Source organism: Pseudomonas sp. NPDC090203, from assembly GCF_044746765.1.
GTDB lineage: Bacteria > Pseudomonadota > Gammaproteobacteria > Pseudomonadales > Pseudomonadaceae > Aquipseudomonas > Aquipseudomonas putida_AD.
The window spans coordinates 93982-113038 of record NZ_JBIVCV010000007.1; the positions used below are offsets into that span (position 1 = coordinate 93982).

The following is a 19057-nucleotide window of genomic DNA, read 5'->3' on the forward strand; positions in this document are numbered from 1 at the left end:
AGCTTTGCTCGGACGATGATTGATGGATTTCAACGAAGCTGTCGGCTTGGCCGTGCAGGCATTGCGTCGTCACAAGGGGCTCACGCAAAAAGACTTTTTGGGCACGGTATCTACTCAGTATTTGAGCGATTTGGAGCGTGGGAAGCGAGCGCCCTCGCTTGCAGTTCTGGTGAAGATCGCTGAGCGGTTGGAGGTGCATGAAGCTTTGGTTGTAATTCTGGCAAAGCATTTCATGCAGCCCGCTGAACCGCTGCCTCAGACGATCCGAGAAATTGAGCAGCAGCTCTATATGGCAGGGTTTGTGGAGTCTTCTTTAAGCTGGTGAAAACCTGGCCTACACCAATTAGCCCCGCTTTTGCCGCAGATACTGGTTGCCTCTCACCCCAGGATGCCCCTTGGGTCTACCATGGAACATCCTCATCGAAGGGTTGTGGTTCTGGCCATTGTGCCGGTATGACCGGAAGCTCGGGTGCGGCAATGACTGCTGCTGCTCTCGGTGCGGGACGATTCTCCGCCCACGCTCGGAATTCCGCATCGCCTGAACGGGGAGTTGGAGAGGCCTCGGCAGCACGGATCAGCGTTGGCATGGATATGCTGCCTCCAAACACTATTGCCGTCTGCCTAGGCAATCCAGCAATGCGACGGATCTCTCTTCGGTCAGCCCATTCGCTTGCAGCTTGGATAGACGCAAGATCCTTTTCCGATGTAAGCCTGAATGTCACCCAGTTATTGCATTGTGATAACACCGTTGGTGAGATTTCAGATGGCCGCTGGGTACTGAGCCAGAGCGCTAATCCGAATTTTCGCCCTTCTTTGGCGAGCCGTTCGTAGGCTAGCGAGTTTTCACCTGCCTCCTCGCCTGACCCTATAGGGCGTAGATAATGATGAGCCTCCTCCAACACCAGCAGTGTGGGAATTTTGTTTTCCTGACCCCGGCGAAATAACTCATACGCATACAGCTCTAGAAGCGATCCTAGAACAAACGGTGTCAAATCATGCGATAGGTGCCGCAGGTTTATCACATGCACTCTCCACGGCTCATCCTGCCCGCCGAAAATCTGCTCCACCAGATGGGTAGATTCCCGTGCCCAATCGAGACCATTCCCTGAACCTGGGCCACCCTCTACGTCTACTACAGCTCGGAACATCGGGTCTTCGGCGAAACGGTTTATCCTGGTGATCAGCGGTGAGACATTGGAATAGCTGAAAGCATTTCTTTCGGGCCCTCTCGCAGTGGGCTGAATTCCATGGCTCTCAGCGACAAGTGCTCCGAGCGCAGCCATGTTGGGCCAAGTAGCTGCTGTAGCGGCCCGTCCATTGCGTATTTGCTGAATCCGATTATCAGCTTCATTGGCTCCCCCTTGACGGCAATCATCGAATAGGAAAGGACCAACATCGTTCGCGAGGCCGACACCCTTCGGCTGAGGAAACCATCGTACTTGGTGAAGATGCTCCAGAGCGAAGGTCAGCGCCGGACGCTGTGTCTTTTCGCTTGGAATGAGGAGCCTGTTTAAGCCATGACGACCGAGAGCGTAGTAAGGAATCTTAAAAGCGCCGGGATCTTGCCCGCCTATGGTTGTACATTTCACGGCACCTTCAGGTAGATCCTGAAGGGCCAACGCATCTTCGTACTCGCCATTGATGTCGAATACGACAATCCTAGCGCTCGGCAATTTAACGATCTGTTGAAGCACTGCTGCTGTGAAGCAGCTTTTACCTTGGCCAGAACTGCCCAGTACTGCTACATGCCTAGAAATAAGGCTCTCAAGCCCCACATGTAGGCTTCCTCCCCCGCGAAGGTCGTCGCCCAGTTTGATGGGAATGTCGTTGAGGTCTTCGCAGTTGAGGATTGCCGCAAGCTCATCGGTATTGAGAGGAAAGGCCTCAGCCCCGAGTGGAGGCGTGGCTAGGGAATCGCTGATGAAGCGAGGTTTTCCGTCCTCCCTAGAAAGTCTTCCAACGACCACACCAGATATGTTCCTAAGCGGCTCACTTTGATGTGTGCTGGAGCCGATCCCAAGCCTGTGAGCCTCACGCGGCTCGTCAAAACTTAGCGAGATGACTTTCATTACTAAGGCGCGGCTGCCTGCGTCCAGAACGAGAAGACTGCCAACCTCGGTCACTGACGAAATCCCTTGGGCGTGAGACGCCAACTGTCCTCGGTGCATGTCCAAGAGGTTTAGCGTTACATCTGAACCTTCGATTCTCACCACATAACCGACAGGCAGGCGGCTTCTCATATCAAGGCCCCCAGCAATGGATCTTCGACTTCGTTTTCGTCTCTCAAAACCTTCTCAAATTTCCGCATATCCTCATCGTAGATAAGAGGATCTGGTAGATGGCGGGCCAAGGAATCAATGTAAGCGTGACCGGCTCCGCCACCTACCACGGTGATGCGAGGGTTTTTTAATGACAACAATTTGCGCAGGGCTGAAGGCAAATTGGCATCTGCCGGATCGCCACTGAAGCCAGCCGAGTAAATCACGAGCTGGAGTGTAGGGTTGAGAAGCGCCGACCGAATGAGCCGGTTGATGTGCTCATCTCCAAACCCGTACCCGCAAAGGATCAAACAGCTCTGCGGCTTAGACATAAACTCAGCAAACCTGCGAAATAGCTCACCTAAGACATATCCGATAGTGTCCATGTATTTGGCTGCCCTGGGCATCACCATCAAACCAAGCTCGGAACCATCTGTTTCAGCCATAAACTGCCTGATACGTTGATGGGCCAATGGAGCTGCCACCTCAAATACCTGTCCTCCCTCCTGCTTCCAAGTCAGCGATCCGTGTAGCTTTGCCAAATAAATATTGTAAACGCCGAACCTTGCCTCTCCCCTCGCTTGAGTGTTGCGAAAGCCCAAGTCAAAGCTTTGAGGCGAAAAGCGTCTGGTATGTACACCAAGGAAGCCGTTAGAAACTTGGAGATCTATTGACTCTGCGGCCCATTCGATTGCCAGGTCGTAGTTAGTGGTGAATACCCAAGGAGAGGCTTGACCGGGCTGTCTCGCCGAAACCAGCTTCTGGAGGATTGTTCTTTGGCTCGCAAGGGCTGCGTCATCCGTTTCAACACCACTTGGAGAAAGCCACCACTCCTCTCGAAGCAGCGCTGCGCTGACAACGGTTCTGAAGAGCGCTGCTTTTGCAGTCTTCAAATCATTAAGATTCTGCCCAAGCTCCTCCTCTCCATCCACGTAATCCACTTCTTCTGCGAATTTCCTCATCTGCCGAGTCCAATCGGACAAGGCGATTTCGAGAGCATCAATTAGGTGCTCGATATTCGGCGTGGTCGGTTTTGGATGCGCGATGGCTTGAGCGTCGATGAAGCCATGCTCGACCATCCATGAGGCCTCAACACCGCACTCACGAACAAATTGACCCCATAAGGCAATCATGGTCAGACCGCCAGCAGCCACTGATGCTCCGGCACCTAACAGTAATCCAATATTTTCTAATCTAAGAAGAGAGGCGAGATGCGCCTCAAGCTCGATTTCGTCAGTAAGAGCTGTGGCTCCACGTATCGCAGCAAAAGGCATCCTGACCTCCATTGAAATATAAGCCCGCTCCGTGGGCGCCCAAGAACTGCATGAGGCTCGGAGGACGTGGTTTGAGGCTACTGAATTGATATCAAGCTGTCCATCCGAACACAGCCAGTTACCTTGACACGCCAATTTCCAATCTCGATGACTGATTAGTTCACAGCATCCGAAGCACTGTAACCAAGCCGTCTAAGTCAAGCGTGTCCATATGGCTGCCGCGCCCCAACCACACGGCTTGGATATAATTTCGCGAGAACCTTACGCCTAGTATGCTGGGCAGATCGAAGAGGCCAATGCCATTCGCGGGTGAGTATCAGTCTGCTGAATCAGAAGCTGACAGTGGAATATCGCCGAGGACTGTGATGATGTCCCACGTGAGATCAGGGAGCGGTGTTCACGTTCACTCCAGCCACCTGACGTCACTACGAAAGCCGGAGCGCTAGAAATCGAAACCTCAGGATGATTGCGGAAAAAAGACTTAAATCTCTGACTGGAGAGTTTGGCCTATCGAACCAAGGCCGCTCACACGATGAATTCTAGTAGATTGGCGTCTGTAATGACCTTCGGCTGGGCATTTTCGCTCGGGGTCGGACACCCTTCAGCATCCAAAAACCGTTAGTTTAGGTAACCTCTTGAATTATGGACGATAAATCACATGTAACGGTTAATGGCGCTCCGGAATTTGTGAGCGATCAACCGACCAGCCCGTCGAGCAGCGTAGCGAGCCCCGCCGAACACCTCGAGCAGCCCGCCGCCGAGCAACGGGACGCCGAACATCAACCGGCCCCGGCCAGCAATCCGGCGCAGCAGCGGCAACGGGCCATCCACCTGGCCCAGGCCGTGCGCCACGAGCTGCAGAAGGCCGTCATCGGCCAGGACACGGTGATCGATGACGTGCTGACCGCATTGATCGGCGGCGGCCATGTGCTGCTCGAAGGCGTTCCCGGCCTTGGCAAGACGCTGCTGGTCCGTGCCCTGGCACGCTGCTTTGGCGGGGATTTCGCCCGCATACAGTTCACCCCGGACCTGATGCCTAGCGATGTCACCGGCCATGCGGTCTACGACATGCAGAGCGAGCAGTTCAAGCTGCGCAAGGGCCCGTTGTTCACTCATCTGTTGCTGGCGGACGAAATCAACCGCGCGCCGGCCAAGACCCAGGCAGCCCTGCTCGAAGCGATGCAGGAACGCCAGGTCACCCTCGAAGGCCGCGCCCTCCCGGTACCGCAGCCGTTCATGGTGCTGGCGACCCAGAACCCCATCGAGCAGGAAGGTACTTATCCGTTGCCCGAGGCCGAGCTTGACCGCTTCATGCTCAAGCTGCGCATGGATTACCCCCAGGCCGAGCAGGAACTGGAAATGGTCCGCCAGGTGACCCGCTCCACCCGCTCGGACATGCTCGAGGTGCAGCCTCTGCGCACCCTGATGCACGCCAAGGATGTGCAGGCGCTGCAACGCATCGCCAGCGAGTTGCCGGTGGATGAACAGGTGCTCGACTACGGCGTTCGGCTGGCTCGCGCCACTCGCACCTGGCCGGGCCTGGCCCTCGGCGCAGGGCCGCGCGCCTCCATCGCACTGGTGCGCGGTGCGCGGGCTCGGGCGCTGCTGCGCGGCGGTGAGTTCGTGATTCCCGATGACATCAAGGGCTGCGCCCTGGCGGTGCTGCGGCATCGGGTCAGGCTGTCGCCGGAACTGGACATCGAAGGCATGTCGGTGGATCAGGTGCTCAAGCAATTGCTCGATCAGGTCCCGGCGCCGCGCCAATGAAGCAACTGCTCAAGCCCTCCCCGCGCCTGCTCTGGTGGCTTGCCAGCCTGACCGGGATCGCCCTCTTGCTGGGGGTTCTCCAGGCGCTGGGGCGTGGACCAGTGGCAAAACTCGATGGCCTGTTCTGGGTGCTGTTCTGGGGGATCGGCGGGCTGGCAGCACTGGACGCCTTCTGGTTGTGGCGCCTGCCCTCCCCTCGCGTCCAGCGGCACCTGCCCGGCAGCCTGGCGCTGGGTCGCTGGAGCGACGTCAGCATCGAGATCGCCCAGGATTCATCTCGTGCCCTGCCGCTGACGATGCTCGATCATGGGCCCGTGGGGCCGGGTAACCGATTCGAAGGCCAACACCTGTCCCAGGATGTGGTTCTGCGGGCGCAGCGCAGCGCACGCTTGAGCTATCGTCTGCGCCCCACCAGCCGGGGCCTGTTCACCTTCGAGCGCATCGAGATCCAGCTGCGCAGCCCGTTGCGCCTGTGGCTGTCGCGGCGCTACCTGCCGGCTTGCAGCTCGGCACGGGTCTACCCCGACTTCACCAGGCTGCACGGCGGCCAGTTGCAAGGAGTCGACAACTGGCTCAGCCAGATCGGCGTGCGCCAGCGCCAACGTCGGGGCCTGGGCCTGGAATTCAATCAACTGCGCGAATTTCGCGAGGGTGACAGCCTGCGGCAGATCGACTGGAAGGCCACCGCCCGCCAGCGCACCCCGATTGCCCGGGAGTACCAGGACGAGCGGGACCAGCAGATTGTCTTCCTGCTCGATTGCGGGCGCCGGATGCGCAGCCAGGATGGCGAGCTCAGCCATTTCGATCACGCGCTCAATGCCTGCCTGCTGCTGGGCTACGTCGCGCTGCGCCAGGGCGACGCAGTGGGTGTTTCGACCTTTGCCGCCGAGCAGAATCGTCACCTCCCTCCGGTCAAGGGCGCCAGCCAGTTGAACCTGTTGCTCAACCACGTCTACGACCTGGACAGCACCCGCCACCCCGCCGACTACGGCGCGGCGATCCGGCAATTGCTTGCCCGGCAGAAACGGCGCGCGCTGGTGGTGCTGGTCACCAACCTGCGCGATGAGGACGACGATCAACTGCTCGCTGCGGTCAAGCACCTGAGCCGCCACCATCGCGTATTGATCGCCAGCCTTCGCGAGGAGGTGCTCGACGAAAAGCGGCTTGCCCCGGTACAGAGCTGGCAGCAAGCGCTGGATTATTGCGGCACGGTGGATTTTCTCAACGCACGTGCAGGCCTCCATGAGCGCCTGCGTGCACATGGGATTGCGGTCCTGGATGTGCGGCCGGGAGAACTCGGGCCGCAGTTGGTCAATCGGTACTTGACCTGGAAAAAAGCCGGCACTCTATAGGGCACCGGTATCAGGCAGACGCTTCCAGTGGATAAAAACTGAAATAGCGCTGCAAGGCCTGGATCAGGTGGAAATACTCTGGTGGCGCAGCCTGAATCTTGAACCCGGAGTCGAAAACACCCGGTGTTTCGTCTTCCTGGCACCACAGGCAACTGGCGTTGATATCGATGTGATACAGCCCGTTCTTTTCATCCGGCACTTTCAGGCGCAGTTGAAAGTCGGCGGCAACCAGAATGGGCAGGTCGCTGATCAACATCAGCCCCTGCTCCGAGACGTTGCCCAGGCAGCCCATCGGTTTGTCGGTGTAGCGATTGAACACCTGCAGGTAATACGGAAGCTGGTGACGTTCGATTCGTCTTTCATTAAGCATTGGACACTGGTCCTCGGGTAGCCATTGAGCATGGCCGCGCTAATGCTAAGAGATTCGTCTGTCGGTCAGGCACAGTCGAACCAACCTGTTTATTACAACAGGGACGTCATCTGACTCACCAGTGATTGCCGAAGTCACTCGTCCGATTATTCGATTTGGCGATAAACAAAGCCTGTCGATAACCGCTTCGGCAATGGAGCGCGCACTTCCTCACTCCTGTGATGAAATCTTTAGGTCCCTACCGTTTTCCAGCCTAGCTCAACTTGCGCCGACATCCACTCAAAAAAACCACCGTCTATCCAGATGAGTGTAACTAAAGTGAAGCAGGTCGCGTGACGGCAGGCGGGGCCAGGTTGTCATAGCCCAACTGATGCAGCGTATCCAGACGCGCCTTCGCCCGGAATGCGTATTCGCTGTAGGGGTACTGCGTCACGATGAACTGATAGGTCTGCACCGCATCGACGTAGAACTTCTGGCGCTCCAGGCACTGCCCGCGCAACATCGACACTTCAGGCTGAACGTACCGACGCGAACGGCTTTCGCGGTCGACCTTGGACAGGTTGTACATGACCGTATCGCAGTCGCCCTTGGCGTACGCGCGGTTGGCATTGTCCAGATGGCTGTTCATCGCCCAGCGTGTGCAACCGCCCAATGCAGTCAGCGCCACTAATATCATCACGATTCGCATGAGAGTCTCCTGTGCTCTGTACTGTATCGGCGCATCGCCGGATTTCTTCAAGACCGATTGAAGGGTACTGCCGATCTGCCTATTGCCCAGTGATTGGGCGACAAGGTAGTGCAAAGGAACAATGACTACAGGCCAATACAGTAGTAGCCTCTCGCTGCGCTTCATTTAAGGAGTTTGTGCATGTCCGTTCGTCGCACCAAAATCGTAGCCACACTTGGCCCAGCAAGTAACTCGCCCGAAGTCATCGAGAAGCTGATTCTGGCGGGCCTGGACGTTGCCCGCCTGAACTTCTCCCACGGCACGCCCGACGAGCACAAGGCTCGCGCGAAGCTGATCCGCGACATCGCCGCCAAGAATGGCCGCTTCGTTGCGTTGCTGGGTGACCTGCAAGGCCCGAAAATTCGCATCGCCAAATTCGCCAACAAGAAGATCGAGCTGAAAGTCGGTGACAAGTTCACCTTCTCCACCAGCCATCCTCTGACTGAAGGCACCCAGGAAATCGTCGGTATCGACTATCCCGATCTGGTCAAGGATTGCGGCGTAGGCGACGAACTGCTGCTCGACGACGGACGAGTGGTCATGCGCGTAGACACGCAGACCGCCGATGCCCTGCACTGCACCGTGACTATCGGTGGCCCGCTGTCGGACCACAAAGGCATCAACCGTCGCGGTGGCGGCCTGACTGCACCGGCCCTGACCGAAAAAGACAAGCAAGACATCAAGCTCGCCGCTGAAATGGACCTGGATTACCTGGCCGTTTCCTTCCCGCGCGACGCCGCCGACATGGAATACGCCCGCAAGCTGCGTGACGAGTCGGGCGGTACTGCCTGGCTGGTGGCGAAGATCGAACGCGCCGAAGCCGTTGCCGACGACGAAACCCTCGATGCACTGATTCGCGCCAGCGACGCGGTCATGGTTGCCCGTGGCGACCTGGGCGTGGAAATCGGTGACGCGGAGCTGGTGGGCATCCAGAAGAAAATCATCCTGCACGCACGTCGCCACAACAAAGCGGTGATCGTGGCCACGCAGATGATGGAATCGATGATTTCCAGCCCCATGCCGACCCGCGCCGAAGTGTCCGACGTGGCCAACGCCGTGCTCGACTACACCGATGCCGTGATGCTGTCCGCTGAAAGTGCTGCCGGTTCCTACCCTGTCGAAGCCGTTGAAGCCATGGCGCGCATCTGCGTCGGCGCCGAACGTCACCCGACCGGCAAGACCTCCAGCCACCGCATCGGTCACTCGTTCACCCGCTGTGACGAAAGCATCGCGCTGGCGGCCATGTACACCGCCAACCACTTCCCGGGCGTCAAAGCGATCATCGCGCTGACCGAAAGCGGCTACACCCCGCTGATCATGTCGCGCATCCGCTCCTCGGTGCCGATCTACGCGTTCTCCCCACACCGCGAAACCCAGGCGCGCGCCGCCATGTTCCGTGGCGTGTACACCATTCCGTTCGATCCGGCTTCGTTGCCAGCGGGTCAGGTCAGCCAGTCGGCTGTGGACGAGCTGGTCAAGCGCGGTCTGGTCGAGCAAGGCGACTGGGTCATCCTGACCAAGGGTGACAGCTACCACACCATCGGTGGCACCAACGGCATGAAGATCCTGCACGTCGGCGACCCGATCGTGTAAGACGCTGCTGTGACCGAAAAAGCCCCGTCTCGCAAGAGCACGGGGCTTTTTCATTTCAGGCAGAGACGCTCAGGCCTTTTCCAGAAACACATCGGCCAGCAACTGCCCTCGCGGCAATCCGGCAATGAACAGCCGCTTCGAAAACGCCTCGACGCTCGAAGGCGAACCGCAGACAAGTGCCACGGTTTGCCGAGAAGTGACTCGCAACCCGGCTAGTGCAGCCTGGAATGCATCCGGCCCGACCAGCTCGATCTGCACCCGTGCATGCTCCTCGCCCAGCCGCTGAAGTTCGTTCGCCAGATAATGCTCGTGGGCCACGTGCATTACCCGGATCGGCCCCTGATGCTCCTGGCGCAGTGCCTCGCGCAGCACACTCCACAGCGGCCCAAGCCCGGTGCCCGCCGCCAGCAGCCACAGGGGCCGCGCTTGCCAGTCAGGGTCGTAATGCAAGGCACCGCCACGCAATTCTCCCAGCCGCACCGAATCACCCGGTGCAAGGGTGCGTGCCACATCGGTGAAGGCGCCGGGAAGGCGGCAATCGAGATGAAATTCCAGGAACGGGTCCTCGCCCGGCAAGCTGGCCAGCGAGTACGGGCGGGCAACGCCATTGGCGGTCCAGAGCACCAGGTGCTGACCGGCGCGATAACGCAACCCACGCTCGGGCGCCAGGCGCAGCCTCAATACATGCGGGCTTGGCCATTCACAACTTGCGACACGCGCCGGCAGGCCGTCACGCAGCGGATCGAAGATTTCCACGGCCAGATCGCCCACCACCCGGCATTGGCAAGCCAGGCGCCAGCCCTGCTCGCGCTTGGCGGCATCGAGTGCTTCGGGCAGGCCATCCAGCGGCTCGCCACTGGTGCAGCGCACAAGGCAGGCATGGCAACTGCCCGCGCGGCAGCTGAACGGCACTGAAAGCCCTGCATCATTGAGAGCATCGAGCAGGCTGGCGCCCGGCGCAACGCTCCACTGCCGATCACCGGCACGCAGCTCAGGCATCGACGTAATCCCAGGCGCCATGGCAGCGGTTGCGACCCTGGTGTTTGGCGCGGTAGAGCGACTGGTCGGCGCGCTGCAGGGCACGGTCCAGATCATCGCCGGATTCGATCAGCGTCATCCCCACCGACAGGCTCAGCTCAAGACCCGGCAGACCGGGAATGGTTACCTGCTCGAACGCCACGCGCACCCGTTCGCAGCAATCGACCAGTTGCGCGCGGGTGGCGCGGGGAATCAGCAACACGAACTCCTCACCGCCGTAGCGCGCCAGAATGTCATCGGAGCGCAGGCACTGGCTGGCCGTGGTGGCGAACACCTGCAATACCCGGTCCCCGGCAGAATGCCCGAGCTGATCGTTGACCCGCTTGAAGTGGTCGAGGTCGATCAGCGCCAGGCCGAGGGTGTAATTGCCTTCCATGGTTTCCAGCTCACGGGTGGCCAGGCGCAGGAAATGGCGGCGGTTGTAGAGGTTGGTCAACTCGTCGGTAGAGGCCAGTTCTTCAAGCTGGAACATCATGCCGCGCAGGGTTTCCTGGTGGGCCTGCAGCGTGATCCGACGCTGATGCATACGCTGTCGGGACGTCTGGACGAACCGTGCATACAGGCACAGCCAGGCCAGGACGATGAACAGCGCGCAGGTCTGGAGGGCCGCCAGGCCCGGGTCGTCGAGCTGGCCATTGAAGGCCTCCCACAGGTTCAGACCGGTGAAACCCGCCAGCGCCAGCAGCGCACAGCGGGTGAAGACTCTCGGCGGCAGGTGAAACAGTCCGAATAACAATACCAGTACGTAAAGCACCAGGAAGGTGCCACGGGCAGCGTCCATGTGGGCCAGCAGGAATGTCTGCCAGCCGAGCCCCATCAGCACCTGAAACTCAGTGAGGCTGGGGTCCTTGAATCGCTGGTTGTGACCACCGAAAAACACCAGGCTCAGGATGCCCTGCGACAACAGCACCAGCACGCTGGCCAGCCACACCCCAAAGAACGACGCATGGTAATAGCCTGCGCAGAATGCCACCCAGACCAGCGCAGTCAGCAGGACGTAGGTGGCGGCTGCCAGCGCGAAGCGCTTGAACAGCAGGCGCTGTATCGATCCCGCTACGGGAGGTTGATTGGTCATGGATCTGGGGCTCGTCCTGGGTGGCGAGATGGACATGGGTCGCATCGCAGGCCGGGTACATCGATCATCCGGGAAGTGGTCAATGTAGAGGAAACGTGGCGTTTCGCCAACGTGCCCGGCCTTGGCCAAGGGGCCAAATGCGCAGGTATCGGTCCGCCGTGCGTCGGCGCGACGCTTCCAGGCCTCGGACACATTCGCATACCGATCCCCAGGGACGCGATAAATATATATATCAGCCCCCGCAAGGCGCCTCGCTACTCTGGAGCCCTCTCAACAACCACGGAAGGTCCGGAGTATGAAACCTGTCAACGACGCCGGCTGGCTGAGCCGTTTCAACATCAACATCACGTCCAGTTCCAACCGGATATTCAACAACGGCAACCACGAGCTTGAAGTTTCCATCGGCCTGACGCCGCGTAACGGCCAGACCGTGACCCAGGAACAGTTGGACAGCATACAACTGGTCACTCTCGAAGATGACGGGCGCTATCAGGAGCTGTCAGGGGAGTATGGCTACGCCGACGAGCGGGACCAACGCTTCGACTATTACGCCGACACCGGTTCTGCCCCCTCTGCGCTGCTGGAGTCGACCACTTATCGCAAGAAGTTCTATGTCACCTCCATCGCCTCCGGCGGCTCGCGCAAGGTCATCTACGCCGCCATCGCCAAGGCACCGGACAAGCACTATGTCAGTCACAGCAGCATCTTCAACTCATCGGTGACCATCGAGACGATTACCAAACTGCGCCGCCAGCGCTCGGACTTCAAGCTGGAGGCTGTCGACCTGCTTCAGGACACGGTGACCGATACCTACCGCTGGCATGACAGCACCTATGAAGCCAGGACCTCTGTCGATGTGGATCTCTATTACCTTGAATTCAAGAACCCGGCCTTCAGGATCGTCGATGTCCGCGTACCGTTCTTCAGCGGATCCGGTTGTTTCTACTCCGACTTCAACGACGATACGCAAACTGTCGAGGCGATCGGCTGGCCCACCCTGCCCTTGCCACGAATATACAAGCGGCACGCTCATTTTGTGGTCGACCCTCGTGCTGCGGACAGCACGTTCAACTACAGGCACATCCGCGTAGCGACCAATACCCGCGACGGTGCACTGAACTTCATACGGCTCAAGTTGCGCGGCGCAGGTGCAGTGCTGGGCGAAGCATACCGGGCGCCCAGAATCTTCGGCGTCTTTGACCAATACGGCCATGAACACCTGATTGAAATGACGCAGGAGCAGGACGGCAATCTCATCAACTTCACGATGTATGACGGACGCCTGGTCGATTTCGAACTTTATGGGATCCCGACAGAGTAAGGGGAGCCCGTTGCAAGGCAGCCCCACTACAACCCTGCCATTACAAACCAAGGATGGTTACAGCATGAAACCTATGAACGATTCCAACTGGCTGAGCCGCTTGAACATCAACATCACTTCCAACTCGAACCGGATATTCAACAATGGAAACAACCAGCTTCAAATTTCGGTTGGGTTGACCCCCCGCAAGGACGAGAGCATCACCAAAGAGCAACTGAACAGCGTCCGGCTGGTCACGCTTGATGATGATGGGCAGTATCAAGAGTTGTCAGGCGAGTACCGGGTTTCTCGCAAGCGGGATGAGCGGTTCGAATATTACGCCGACACAGGCATGGCCCCGTCGCGGCTGCTGGAGTCCACGGCCTGTTCCAGAAAATTCTACGTTTCCTCGACCGCGTCCGGAGGGTCGATCAAGACCCTCTACGCCGCCGTGACCCGTGACGAAGACAGCCACTACGTCAGCCACACCAGCGTCTTCAATTCATCGGTCAAGGTCGAGACGATTACCAGTCCGAACCGGCAGCGTTCGGACTTCAAGCTTGAGCGGGTTGATGCGCTCATGGATACCGTGACTGACGTCGTCGAGCATGATCGCAAGTCATGGAAAGTGAAAACGGCGGTCGATATCGACTTGTATCATCTGGAGTTCAAAAATCCAGCCTTCAGGATAGTCGATGCCGATGCCGCATTTCAGGATGGATTGGCGGCAACCTTTCTGGGTGAACGGGATGACGGCGAAGTTTTCTGGGGCAACAACTTTGCATCACCATCGGTGGAAATGAACCTCCACTATCTAGTCGATCCTCTCAGTCAAGTTCAAGCCTTTGGCTATCGGCACCTCAGCGTCCCCATTAACACCCGCGCCGGTGCCATGAATTTCATCCGGCTCCAATTACGTGGAATCGACCCAAAACCGGAGGCAGGGCCGCCGGCGCCAGGGTCCTTCGCCGTGCTCGACCAGTACGGTAACAAGTACAAAATCAAAATGACAATTGAGGGGGCGGGCAACTTTATGGATTTCAGAATGCTTCGTTAACACGGTGCATTCACTTCTCTCGGGTCTGCCCTCTCAGCCGTCATAGTTGAACCGGCGTGCCCGTCCGACAACGATCGACGACATTGCGGAATTTATCCATGCCCATTTCAGGTGTTCACACACAAGCCACAAACTTCACCGATTTCATCAAGACCGGTGTCGATGCCCGCACCGGCCAATTCACCCTGGCCTTCCAGCTTCCCATCATCCCCGCCAACAACATGTGCGGCCCCAGCCTCAACCCCACGCTGTCGTTCAGCGTGCTGGGCTCAACCCACGACAAGGGTTTCGGGCTGGGCTGGTCGCTGGACTTGAGCGAACTGGACCTCAATCAGGACGCTCCCTCGTTGCGCCTGTCGTCGGGGGAGAGTTTTGCAGTCGACACCGACAGCCCGGCCACCACCCCGGGCAGCGAACTGAAACTGCTCGATGCCAAGCTCAAGTCGATGGCGGTCACGTGCCTGGGCAGCGATGCCTACCTTGTGGAGTACAAGAATGGCCAGAGCGAGATACTGACCCGCCAGGAAGACAGCAGCCGGTTTCTGGTCACCGAAATGCGCAGCCCGGAGGGTCGACGGGTTCATGTGCGCTGGACGCCGTTTCGCAGTGGCTTGCGGCTGAGGAGCATCCGCGACGAAACGCGGACGCTGCTGCAGGTCGCCTACGACGAAGGCGAGATTGAATTTTCTGCACCCGGGCGCGAAGCACATACCTTGAGGATGCGCACCACCAACGACAAGCTGGTGGCCGTTCACCTTCCCGGCATCAAGACACCCTGCACCATCACCTATGACCACCATCCTCTGGATGAAACCACTCACCTGCTGCTGCCCACCGAATTCATCACCCCGTTGGGGGCGTCGGACACCGTGACCTGGGCCAAGGGCGAAGATGGCCATCAGCTTCCGGACGGCGCGCCGTTCGAGGTCCTCCCGAGGGTGCAGAGATGGACCCACTCTTCGGGCGCAGACCATACCCGGCTGCACCACACCTATGAATGGATCGGCGCGCACAACTTCCTGGGTTACGCCAGCGCCCAGGCGTTCGACTGGCAGAAGGGTCGCGACAACCTCTACCAAGTGGAGCAGGAATACCGCTACAGCGTGGTCGAAACCCAGACCGACGCCAAGGGAAAGCCGCTGTCTATTATCACCCGGACCTGGAACCGCTTTCACCTGCTCACTCAGGAAACCAGCCGCCGGGGCCACTGCGAAATCCGTCAGGACACCACCTACGGCATAGCTGCGGGCACCCTCTGGAAGGATCAACCCGCCTGGTGCCAACTGCCGCACAAACAGACCCTGACCTTCATCGACCACAGCGCCGCGAACCTCAGGCGCAGCGAGCAGACCGAGTATCGCTACGACAGGTTCGGCAACGTCCTGTTCACGCGCACGCCCAACGGCATCGAAGAGCACAGCGAGTATTACCCTGCCGAAGGTGATAAGAATCCCAAGCTCTGCCCAGCCAGCCCTCTGGGCATCGTCAGGTTTCTGAAAAAGAAAACCACCAGGCCGCTGGGCCTGGCCGACGGCAGCTTTGGCGGGGCATCAGAGACCTCCACCACTTATACCTACAAGTCTCTGGATTCGCTCATCGAGGGCGGGCGCCCATGCGTAGTGGTAGAACATGAAACGGCCTGCGATGAATCTCACTCACGGGAAATCGAGTCCACGACCCAGACCTACATCACGGAGAAAGGCCCGCACTACGCCCGCATCAGAAGCAAAGTCACCACGCTCAACGGCAAGGCCACCAGCACCCGCTACGACTATGAGCTGACTGACAGCGAAGTGACCACTCGCACCACCACCATCGGCTTCGAGAACACCGATCAGGTGCGTTCGAGCCAGAGCAGCACGCGGTCGCTGGGCACCGGCCAAGTGGTCCGGGAAACCAATGCAGCCGGAGCGGTTTCGTGCTACGAGTACGACAGCCTCGGCCGCGTGACACTTGTGGTCACGGCCGCTGGCAGCCCCTATGAAGCCCGTTGCACCACCACCTATCACGTGAGAGACAAGGTCGCACTCAAGCACGTACTCATGGGCGAAAACCCGGTGATGATCGAGAACGTGCTTGCTACCGGTCAGCATCACCGCCAATGGCTCGACGGCGAGGGGCGAAGCGTACGTATCGAACTGGAAGACCTCGATCACGCGCCGGGCACGTTCCGCGAGATCGGCCGCACCCTGTTCGATGCCGAAGGCAGAACCATCAGCGAAACCCAGCAGGACTGGCTGCGCGACCCTGACAACCCGGCACTGGTCACCCCTCTCAAACTGACCACCGACACCCGTTACGATGACTGGGGGCAAGTGAGCCAGAGCATCGCGCCCAACGGGGTCGTGAGTCATAGCCAGCACGATCCGGTGCAGCTCACGCTCAAGGCCTGGCACCAGAACGGAACGGTGAAAGGCCCGCACACCCTGACTTGGCACAACGCGGCCGGCAGCGCCATCCGCGCCGAGCTGTACGACACCCATGGCACGCTGGTTCGCAGCAGCGCATGGCTGCGCGACGGGCTGGACCGTGTCACCCGCACCACCCTTGCGGTGCCCGGTCTGCCGGATCGCGTGACCACCGTGAAGCTGGATGTATACGGACGGTTCACCGAACAACGGCTGGCCGACGCCACGGTGGTGAACTGGACATACGCCCCGCACAGCGATGGCAACCATCCCGAAACCATCGCCGTCACCGCGCCAACTCCAGATAGGACCTCTCGGTAGCCACGAACATTGGCGGGAAGCTTGCCCTGACGAAGGCTTCCCGTTGGCCGGTAATTTCTTCAAGGATCGAAGACATGAACACAGCAACCATCATCGGCCGGCAGTCCTTCGACGGCCTTGGCCGCCAACTCAGCGTCGAAGTCGGCCGCAGCACCACCGTGTTTCACTACCACAAGGGGCAACTCCCACCCGCGTCGAACACCCTGGCCGATGGCAGGGTCACCCTGTTCAAATATGAAAAAAACCTGGGCCAAACGTTGCTCGGTGTCGCCGCCGACGGCGAGACGGCCACACTCATCAGCCGTCATCCGAAACACGGCCTGCCCACGTCCATCACAGGCGCCCTTGGCACGCAGACCTTCGAGTTCACCGCATCCGGCCAGCCGCTCATGGACCGCTGGACCGTGGACGGGACGACTTACACCAGCACGTGGCGACAGTCGTTCAGTGGCCTGCTGCAAGGCTTCAGTGATGCCCAGGGCGTGAGCCATCGGCGGGAATTCGATGCGCAAGGCCGCGTCGCGAAGACCTGCGTCGGCACCGTGGAAACCACCTACCACTACGATGAGCTGTCGCGCCCGCTGGCCGTCAGGGTAACCGATCCGCAAACCGGGCAATCCCTCACCACGGCCTTCACCTACGACCCGTTGGGCCGCGAGCACACCCGCACGTTCAGCATCGTGCAGGCCACTGGAGCCAGCGTCAGGACGATCACCCAGACCCAGGGATACTCGGCACTCGATCAGATCACTTCCAGAATCTGCACCGACGGCAAGCAACGCAGCGAAGAACACTTCGAGTACGATGAGCGCGGCCGCCTCGTGCGCCATACCGCCAACGCTGCCGCCGCAGTGGAGGACCCGTTCGGCAACCGGATCGTCGAGCAGAGGTTCACGTTCAATGAGTTGAACGGTCACAGGCGCGTGGTCACCATCTATGCCGACGGCACCCGCGATGAAGCCCGATTCCGCTACGCCAGTGACGATCCCACCTGCGTCACGAGGATCACCCATACCCACCCTTCATGGCCCAAAAACATCACGCTGACCTACGACGCCTGCGGCCGCGTAATTGCAGACAGCCTCGGTCGTTACCTGAGCTGGAACACCCAGGGGCGACTGACCGAAGTTCGTTCAGCGGCGGGTACTTGCAGCTACCGCTACGATCCCAGCGGGCAGCTGACTGACCGTCTGGTAAACAAAACACTGACCCGGGATTTTTTCAGTGCCGACCAACTCACCCACAGGCAAACGGGCAGCGACAGCGTCCAGTTGATCGGTGACATGGGTGCGTTGTTTGCGATCAACGAGGTTAGCGGCGGTGTTCGCAAAACCATTCTGCTCGGTACAGACGCTCAGGGCAGCGTACGCGTGGAAGCCGACAGCACGGTACGCCGGCGCCAGTACACCGCCCATGGCGCGGACGTCTCCCGATCCGGCAATCTGGCATTCGGCTACGCTGGCGAGCTGCGCGAACCCCTGTCGGGGTTTTACATACCCGGTGGCAACCGCCCCTATGACCCGCTGCTGATGTGCTTCCTGGCCCCGGACACCGAGAGCCCCTTCGGCCGCGGCGGGATAAACCCCTATGCCTGGTGCGCAGGAGATCCAGTCAACCGAGTCGACCCCGACGGCCACAGTTGGGTGAATCACGCACTGGCGGGCGCGGGTCTGGTGCTGGGTGCGTTGGCGTTGATTCCCGGCCTGCAGGCTGCATTGCCTGCCGCCGGGGCCTTGTTGAGTGCCGGGCTGGGTACGTTGACCACCGCACAGATCATTGCCCTTGCGGCGGCAACGCTGGATATCGTGTCCCTGGCCACAGGCGTTGCGAGCACAGTGCTTCAGGCCGCGGGGCAAAGCGGCACCGCCTCGGACATCCTCGGCGGCATCTCTCTGGTCACAGGCCTGGCGGGTGCCGGGGCGGCCATGAAACTGGGTGCTCTCAGACAGGCAGGCTTACGCCAACGATCCCTTGACCTCAAGCAAGGCTGGACGTCCCCAAAACCAGGGCGCCTGGGCAACGCTGAAGTACTCGCTCAACATACGTCCAGAGGCGTGGACGTCGGTTTCATCGAAACCTATCACTCCACCAACCGGGCCGCGCTACTGACCCACGGCGATCCTGCCCGCGCGCTGCTCATGGGCGCAGATGGCAACGTGATGCGCGCAGCCGACATCGCCAGAGATGTGATCGCACCCAGGCTCCAGTCCCTTGGAGCGGCTGCGGACGACACCTTTGTGCTTTTGTCGTGCTGGGGAGGAAAAAATGGCGCGGCGCTGGAAATCGCCAGGGAGCTGGGCCGCCCGGTGCAAGGCTTCACCAACAAGGTCTACGTCAAGGGTTTCGCCAGCCTCCAGGGCGCACGCAACCCATCCAATACGCCGCTGGAAGCCATCCCCTACCTTGAGCGCCTGCGCACCTCCGGTAACCCGGTCAAGGCGTGGAAGACTGCATTTCGCGAGGCCCGCTCGAACATCTATCACCCCGACGGCAGGGTGACCCCTGTCTGAGGCAGCC

At 59.7% G+C, this 19057-nt stretch carries 14 protein-coding genes; 8 read left to right on the forward strand and 6 right to left on the reverse strand.

Going from position 1 to position 19057, the window contains the following annotated elements:
* Positions 1–22: 22 nt before the first annotated feature.
* Positions 23–325, forward strand: a complete 303-nt coding sequence (locus ACIPO9_RS13915) for a helix-turn-helix domain-containing protein (protein WP_400781528.1) — start codon at positions 23–25, stop codon at positions 323–325.
* A gap of 76 nt (positions 326–401) precedes the next feature.
* Here ACIPO9_RS13915 and herA read toward each other — a convergent pair whose 3' ends face one another.
* Together herA and ACIPO9_RS13925 are read right to left on the reverse strand one after the other, a co-directional pair.
* Positions 402–2240, reverse strand: a complete 1839-nt coding sequence (herA, locus tag ACIPO9_RS13920; protein ID WP_400781530.1) for an anti-phage-associated helicase HerA — start codon at positions 2238–2240, stop codon at positions 402–404.
* Positions 2237–3532 carry an SIR2 family anti-phage-associated protein gene (locus tag ACIPO9_RS13925; RefSeq protein WP_400781533.1) on the reverse strand — a complete coding sequence of 432 codons (1296 nt, stop codon included), beginning with the start codon at positions 3530–3532 and terminating at the stop codon, positions 2237–2239. Before ACIPO9_RS13925 ends, herA begins: the two co-directional genes overlap by 4 nt.
* 687 nt (positions 3533–4219) lie before the next feature.
* On the opposite strand from ACIPO9_RS13925, the gene ACIPO9_RS13930 reads away from it, so the two are divergent.
* Both ACIPO9_RS13930 and ACIPO9_RS13935 read left to right on the forward strand, forming a co-directional pair.
* On the forward strand, positions 4220–5299 hold the full coding sequence (locus tag ACIPO9_RS13930; RefSeq protein ID WP_400781535.1) for an AAA family ATPase: 1080 nt from the start codon (positions 4220–4222) through the stop codon (positions 5297–5299).
* Positions 5296–6651, forward strand: coding sequence for a DUF58 domain-containing protein (locus ACIPO9_RS13935; RefSeq protein ID WP_400781538.1), 1356 nt, complete (start codon positions 5296–5298; stop codon positions 6649–6651). Before ACIPO9_RS13930 ends, ACIPO9_RS13935 begins: the two co-directional genes overlap by 4 nt.
* Positions 6652–6661: 10 nt before the next feature.
* Here ACIPO9_RS13935 and ACIPO9_RS13940 read toward each other — a convergent pair whose 3' ends face one another.
* Positions 6662–7021 carry a PilZ domain-containing protein gene (locus ACIPO9_RS13940; protein ID WP_274134760.1) on the reverse strand — a complete coding sequence of 120 codons (360 nt, stop codon included), beginning with the start codon at positions 7019–7021 and terminating at the stop codon, positions 6662–6664.
* Between the two features lie 313 nt (positions 7022–7334).
* Positions 7335–7709, reverse strand: coding sequence for a tol-pal system YbgF family protein (locus tag ACIPO9_RS13945; protein WP_274134758.1), 375 nt, complete (start codon positions 7707–7709; stop codon positions 7335–7337).
* A gap of 180 nt (positions 7710–7889) precedes the next feature.
* Here ACIPO9_RS13945 and pyk point away from each other — a divergent pair, with 180 nt between their 5' ends.
* On the forward strand, positions 7890–9341 hold the full coding sequence (gene pyk / locus ACIPO9_RS13950) for a pyruvate kinase (RefSeq protein ID WP_274134756.1): 1452 nt from the start codon (positions 7890–7892) through the stop codon (positions 9339–9341).
* A 69-nt stretch (positions 9342–9410) separates the two neighbouring features.
* Here pyk and ACIPO9_RS13955 read toward each other — a convergent pair whose 3' ends face one another.
* The gene (locus ACIPO9_RS13955) at positions 9411–10340 is read right to left on the reverse strand and encodes an iron-sulfur-binding ferredoxin reductase (protein WP_400781540.1); all 930 of its coding nucleotides are present in this window, start codon (positions 10338–10340) and stop codon (positions 9411–9413) included.
* The gene (locus tag ACIPO9_RS13960) at positions 10333–11454 is read right to left on the reverse strand and encodes a diguanylate cyclase domain-containing protein (RefSeq protein WP_400781543.1); all 1122 of its coding nucleotides are present in this window, start codon (positions 11452–11454) and stop codon (positions 10333–10335) included. The genes ACIPO9_RS13955 and ACIPO9_RS13960 overlap by 8 nt, the downstream gene beginning before the upstream one ends.
* A 295-nt stretch (positions 11455–11749) precedes the next feature.
* Between ACIPO9_RS13960 and ACIPO9_RS13965 the strand changes: the two genes are divergently transcribed.
* The 4 genes from ACIPO9_RS13965 to ACIPO9_RS13980 all read left to right on the forward strand — a co-directional run bounded on the left by ACIPO9_RS13965 (position 11750) and on the right by ACIPO9_RS13980 (position 19050).
* On the forward strand, positions 11750–12775 hold the full coding sequence (locus ACIPO9_RS13965) for a hypothetical protein (RefSeq protein ID WP_400781545.1): 1026 nt from the start codon (positions 11750–11752) through the stop codon (positions 12773–12775).
* A gap of 64 nt (positions 12776–12839) precedes the next feature.
* Positions 12840–13811, forward strand: coding sequence for a hypothetical protein (locus ACIPO9_RS13970; protein ID WP_400781547.1), 972 nt, complete (start codon positions 12840–12842; stop codon positions 13809–13811).
* Positions 13812–13909: 98 nt separating this feature from the next.
* On the forward strand, positions 13910–16540 hold the full coding sequence (locus ACIPO9_RS13975; RefSeq protein WP_400781548.1) for a hypothetical protein: 2631 nt from the start codon (positions 13910–13912) through the stop codon (positions 16538–16540).
* Between the two features lie 74 nt (positions 16541–16614).
* A complete protein-coding gene (locus tag ACIPO9_RS13980) occupies positions 16615–19050 on the forward strand; it encodes an RHS repeat-associated core domain-containing protein (RefSeq protein WP_400781550.1) in 2436 nt (811 codons plus the stop codon).
* The last annotated feature ends 7 nt before the right edge of the window (positions 19051–19057 follow it).